General features: G+C 38.3%; 4 protein-coding genes. 3 read left to right on the top strand and 1 reads right to left on the bottom strand.

Translation table 11 applies throughout. The annotated features are described in order from the left end of the window. The first annotated feature begins 326 nt into the window (after positions 1-326). Positions 327-1,598, top strand: a complete 1,272-nt coding sequence (locus E0Y80_RS02955) for a hypothetical protein (RefSeq protein ID WP_156305911.1) — start codon at positions 327-329, stop codon at positions 1,596-1,598. Here E0Y80_RS02955 and E0Y80_RS02950 read toward each other — a convergent pair whose 3' ends face one another. Next, positions 1,599-2,750, bottom strand: coding sequence for an acyl-CoA dehydrogenase family protein (locus tag E0Y80_RS02950; RefSeq protein ID WP_156305910.1), 1,152 nt, complete (start codon positions 2,748-2,750; stop codon positions 1,599-1,601). A gap of 282 nt (positions 2,751-3,032) precedes the next feature. Here E0Y80_RS02950 and amaB point away from each other — a divergent pair, with 282 nt between their 5' ends. Then, positions 3,033-4,562 (top strand): L-piperidine-6-carboxylate dehydrogenase, encoded by a 1,530-nt coding sequence (gene amaB, locus E0Y80_RS02945; RefSeq protein ID WP_156305909.1) that lies wholly within the window; start codon positions 3,033-3,035, stop codon positions 4,560-4,562. A 3-nt stretch (positions 4,563-4,565) separates the two neighbouring features. Beyond that, positions 4,566-5,858, top strand: a complete 1,293-nt coding sequence (lat, locus tag E0Y80_RS02940; protein WP_156305908.1) for an L-lysine 6-transaminase — start codon at positions 4,566-4,568, stop codon at positions 5,856-5,858. The last annotated feature ends 142 nt before the right edge of the window (positions 5,859-6,000 follow it).

Raw genomic sequence — 6,000 nt, 5'->3', positions numbered from 1 at the left:
GCTCGGGTTTCGCTCGTGAATGGTCCGCACACCGTCCGGGAATGATCCGCAGTTCGTCCGCTCACACGCGGACGAGCTCCGGACGAGTTTTGGACAAGCTGTGGACGAGACACGAGCAAAACTTGAACAAAACACGAAGAGAACTAAAAGAAAATTTTCCGGCGACTAACCACTGTGTCAAATAGCTTGGGTAAAAGAAAAAAGGGAAGAATAATTTTAAAAACAACAATGAATCTCCATTCTATGTTAAATAACATTAAAAAATAAATCCAATAAACAGTAGTTTACCTAAATCCATTATATTTAAATAACCAATTAAATAAAGCATGGAAAACATTAGCCAGCAAGAGACCATAAATTATTTTCCTAAAAACCCTATCCTATTCAGATTTACATTTATTTTCATCAGCCTCTTCATCCTAGTATTTAATAATGGAACATTTTTACCATTAACCTTATACCCTGTCTTGAAATGGCCTCCGTTAGAATGGGCAGTAAACTGGATAGGAAAAACATTTTTTTATGTAGAACACACCTTGAAACTTCCAATGAATGGAAGCGGCGACACCAGTTTTCACTGGTATTCCTTAGTATTTATACTCCTCCTATCCATAATAGGCACATTAATTTGGTCAGTGTTACCTCGAAAAGCTAATAATTATAACAAATTGTATTATTGGTTAACTGTATTTGTAAGATATTATCTGGGATTGATGTTGATTCATTATGGATTTGTGAAATTTCAGCAGTCACAATTTCCATTTCCAGGATATGGATCATTAATCAGCCCCCTATCAGAATTTGGATTAATGCGATTAGCCTGGTCATTCTTTGGTGCCTCCCATGGATATAATATATTTATAGGTATAGCGGAAGTTGCAGGAGTTTTATTACTGTTTAGAAAAACAGCAACCTTTGGAGCTATGGTCTCTCTAATCACCGCAATTAATATTATGGCCATAAACTATTTCTACAATGTACCAGTTAAGATGGTTTCTACAGCCTTGGTTTTATTCAGTCTATATTTATTAGCTCCCAACATGATTCGGATCTTTCAGTTTTTAGTCCTTCAGCAACCAACTAGAATCTTGAGTTTTCCAAAACTCCCGGCCAGATCGAAAGTCTTAAAAGGAATATTAATTGGTATTAAATGCCTCATTATCGTATCCGTTTTTGTGTTTAGTTATTTAAATATGAACAATTCCAAAAAATACATGGCTAACTACATAAGTAAGGATACAGATTTCTATGGTGCATACTACCTATCCCCAAGCCAGGATGAAAACAGAAAGGCAATGGGAATTCCAGAACATTGGGAAAGATTGGTTTTTGAATATAAAAATAAGATGTCGAGCCAAAATGTTGAATTGAAAACTCGGTTCTATGATATTGAAGTTAACAAAAACAAAAAGGAGATTAGGATCATCAGCCCAGCTGGAGAAAAAGGATTTCATGCCTCCTATATAATAGGAAGCAATGGAAATATAACTTTGACGGATCTCAATTCAGAAAAGCCGGTTCAATTAATATTGACAAAAATGGATCTGGATGATATTCCATTAAAGAACAATCGCTTTAATTGGGTTATTGGGGATTAGCTAGAAAGCATTGATTCCCGTAATATCATTTCCGGTGATTAAAAGGTGAACATCGTGGGTACCCTCATAAGTAATAACGGACTCAAGGTTCATCATATGTCTCATAATGGGATAATCTCCGACAATCCCCATAGCTCCCAATATCTGTCTAGCTTCTCGAGCGACTTCTAATGCCATATTTACATTGTTCCGTTTTGCCATAGAAATTTGGGCAGGAGTTGCACGATCTTCATTTTTCAGCAAGCCCAGTCTCCAAGATAGCAATTGAGCTTTTGTTATTTCGGTGACCATTTCAGCCAATTTCTTTTGCTGCAATTGATAGGAAGCGATTGGCTTTCCGAATTGCTTTCTTTCCTTGGCATATTGCAAGGCTGTTTCATAGCAATCTACCGCAGCCCCGATTGCTCCCCAAGAGATGCCATACCTAGCTGAATTTAAACAGGACAATGGTCCACGCATGGAATTTACTTCAGGCAACACATTTTCTTCAGGAATGTAAACCTGGTCAAAAACGAGCTCCCCTGTCTTGGATGCTCTTAAGGACCATTTATTGTGGGTTTCTGGCGTACTAAATCCTTCAAAACTTCGCTCGACAATTACTCCGCGAATCTTTTTATCTTCATCTCTAGCCCATACCACGGCAAGATCACAGATTGGGGCGTTGGTAATCCACATTTTCGCTCCGGATAATCTAAATCCATTTCCGTCCCTAACGATCTTAGTTTCCATGCTTGCTGGATCCGAGCCATGGTTTGGTTCGGTTAAACCGAATGCTCCGATGAGGTGTCCGGAGGCCAGACCGGGAAGAAACTTTTGCCTTTGATCTTCGGAACCGAATTTATAGATGGGAAACATGACAAGAGAAGACTGTACAGATGCGGCGGATCGAATTGCAGAATCTCCGGATTCCAGTTCCTGCATAATCAGTCCGTATGAAATCTGGTCAAGACCAGCACCGGCATATTTTTGAGGGATAAAGGGGCCTAATGCACCGATAGCGCCAAGTTTTTTCATTAAATCTGGGATTTCCTGATGTGCTTGTGCAAATTTGTCAATTACTGGGCTGATCTCTGATTTCACAAAACCACGGATAGAGTCGCGAACCAGAATCTGTTCTGCTGAATAAAACTCCTCGATTTGATAGTAATCCATCGTTATATTGATTTAAAGATAAATAGTAAAGAACAGAAGCTTATATCCAACAAGCACAAATTTGCGTTGATATCGGTATAAACTTAAGGACTTATAAATTTATAATATGTTATGCAGTACTAAATTAAAGTTCTTCTTTTCGAAGAACAATGATATTGGTCATGTATTTTTAATAAAATACAAAATTTACATCGTTTTAGTATATAATCTACTGTTTATATTATGAAATAACAAAATTTATTCTTTATATTTATTAAAATTTCGAATAATACAAACCATATTATGACATCAAAAGAATTAAAGGCGCTTGGCATAGAAGCTGAGAATTTAGGAACATCCACTGGAACGAAATGGTTTGCAAAAGGAGAATTGCTAGAATCCTATTCGCCAACCAATGGAAAGTTGATTGCGAAGGTTAAGTGCACAACAAGAAAAGAATACGAAAAAGTAATACAGGAAGCCGAGAAAGCGAAATTGATCTGGAGGGATATTCCAGCTCCAAAACGAGGAGAGATTGTTCGCCAATTGGGTGAAAAATTACGTGAATTAAAGCCTGTACTTGGAAAACTGGTATCCTATGAGATGGGTAAATCCTATCAAGAAGGATTAGGGGAAGTACAGGAAATGATCGATATCTGTGATTTTGCAGTTGGATTGTCGAGACAGCTTTATGGGAACACCATACATTCTGAAAGGCCGGGCCATAGGATGTACGATCAATACCATCCCTTAGGAACAGTTGGGATTATTACGGCATTTAATTTTCCAGTAGCAGTATGGTCATGGAATGCTGCATTAGCATTAGTATGTGGCGATGTTGTTGTTTGGAAACCCAGCGAAAAAACTCCATTATGTGCGGTTGCCTGCCAGCATATTATTTCAGAAATTTTGAAATCCAACAAATTGCCGGAAGGTATTTCGTCGATTGTAACTGGAGATGCAGAGGTAGGAAAATGGATTTCTGAGGATGAGCGGATTCCGTTAGTATCGGCAACAGGGTCTACCCGTATGGGGAAAGAGGTTGCTACGGTTGTTGCAAAAAGATTAGGGAAGTCCCTTCTTGAGTTGGGCGGCAACAATGCTATCATTGTGAGTCCAAGCGCAGATTTAAAGATGACCATTATCGGGGCTGTATTTGGCGCAGTCGGCACTGCTGGCCAACGTTGTACCAGTACCAGGAGATTAATCATTCATGAAAGCATCTACGATAAGGTTAAAAAATCCTTAGTTGATGCTTATAAGCAGATAAAAATTGGGGATCCATTGGATAGCCAAAACCATATGGGTCCATTAATTGACAATCAAGCCGTAAAAATGTATTTGGATGCATTGGAGAAAATAAAAGCAGAAGGAGGAAATATACTTACAAAAGGAGAAGTATTGACAGGAAAAGGATTTGAAAGCGGCTGCTATGTTAGGCCTGTTATTGCAGAGGTAGAGAACCATTATGCCATTGTTCAACATGAGACATTTGCTCCAATTTTATATTTAATAAAGTATAAGGGCGAGGTTAATGATGCGATAGCACTTCAAAACGGGGTAAAGCAAGGATTATCTTCAGCCATTATGACCAATAGTTTACGTGAGGCGGAATTGTTCTTAAGTCAAAATGGTTCAGACTGCGGGATAGCCAATGTTAACATAGGTACTTCTGGAGCGGAAATCGGGGGAGCTTTTGGTGGGGAAAAAGATACTGGTGGAGGTCGAGAATCTGGCTCTGATGCTTGGAAAGTTTATATGCGACGACAAACCAATACAATTAATTATACGAGCAGTTTACCTTTAGCACAAGGGATTAAATTTGATTTATAAACCATGATGAGAGAAACACATAAAAGATTAGCGAAGCATATCCTAGCGGATGGCCTACCTGTAGTTATGGATCTGGAAAAGTCCCACGGTTCATACATCGTAGATATTGACGGAAAAGAATATCTGGATATGTTTAGCATGTTTGCATCTTCAGCAGTAGGCTATAACCATCCCTATATATTGGCAAATGAGAAACAATTGGAGAAGGTTTCTATTAACAAATTAGCCTTATCCGACATCTACCCAGATGAGTATGCTGATTTTATAGATACATTTGAACGAGTAGCAATTCCGAAGGAGTTGAGTTATTGCTTTTTTATTGATGGTGGTGGATTAGCGGTTGAAAATGCGTTGAAAGCAGCTTTTGATTGGAAAACGCGTCTGAACCTATCGAAAGGGATCAATCAAGAAGCGAGTCAGGTCATTCATTTTAAGCAGGCATTCCATGGACGTACGGGGTACACCCTATCTTTAACTAACACCAAAGATCCTAGGAAGTACATGTACTTTCCAAAATTTGATTGGCCACGCATCAGCAATCCGAAGCTTACTTTTCCATTAACAGAAGATTCTGTTGCTGAAACGATCGAATTGGAAAATCAAGCGATTCAGGAAATAGAGGCTGCCATATCGAAAAATCCAAATGATATTGCATGCTTGATTTTAGAACCTATCCAAGCCGAGGGTGGTGACAATCATTTCAGGAAGGAGTTTTTTGTTAAATTGAGGGAGATCTGTGACAAGAATGATATTATCTTAATATTAGATGAAGTTCAGACAGGCATTGCGATGACGGGAAAGATGTGGTGCTATCAACATTATGGTATTGTACCTGATGTTATTTCTTTTGGCAAGAAAACACAGGTTTGTGGAATTTTAGCGAACAAGGAAAAGTTTGACCGTGTTGAAAAGCATGTATTCCAGGAGTCAAGCCGTATCAATTCAACCTTTGGAGGAAACTTGGTTGATATGGTTCGTTTCAAATTGATATTGGAAATCATTGAGAAGGAAGATTTGGTGAATAAAGCCGAAACCTTGGGAGCCTATCTACAGGTAAAACTGAAGGAACTATCAGAGAAGCATACCTCAATCAGCAATGTGCGTGGAAAGGGACTGCTTATCGCCTTTGACCTGCCAACTACAGAGATTCGGGATAAATTCATTCAAGATGCTATGAAAGAGAATATGTTAATATTAGGATGTGGGGATAAATCAGTAAGATTCAGGCCACATCTGACGGTTAAGAAAGAAGATTTAGATAAAGCGATATCTATAATAAACAAGGTGATTGATTAAGTAAATTAGGGACCCCGATCTTAGGATTGGGGTTTTTTATTTGAAATCATTAGTTTACAATAGGTTATCCATAGGGTATTTACATAATTAAAAGTTGTTCAAAATTTGACAAAAAATAGGAGAAAGAGATGGGTTTAAAGCG

Source organism: Sphingobacterium endophyticum (genome assembly GCF_009733535.1).
Classification (GTDB): Bacteria; Bacteroidota; Bacteroidia; order Sphingobacteriales; family Sphingobacteriaceae; genus Sphingobacterium; species Sphingobacterium endophyticum.
The sequence above is the reverse complement of the archived record's forward strand: the minus strand, read 5'-3'. Positions and strand labels throughout refer to the sequence as shown.

Coding starts and splice junctions, on each gene's coding strand:
- lat (WP_156305908.1), top strand. CDS start 4,566: ATGATGAGAGAAACACATAAAAGATTAGCGAAGCATATCCTAGCGGAT.
- E0Y80_RS02950 (WP_156305910.1), bottom strand. CDS start 2,750: ATGGATTACTATCAAATCGAGGAGTTTTATTCAGCAGAACAGATTCTG.
- amaB (WP_156305909.1), top strand. CDS start 3,033: ATGACATCAAAAGAATTAAAGGCGCTTGGCATAGAAGCTGAGAATTTA.
- E0Y80_RS02955 (WP_156305911.1), top strand. CDS start 327: ATGGAAAACATTAGCCAGCAAGAGACCATAAATTATTTTCCTAAAAAC.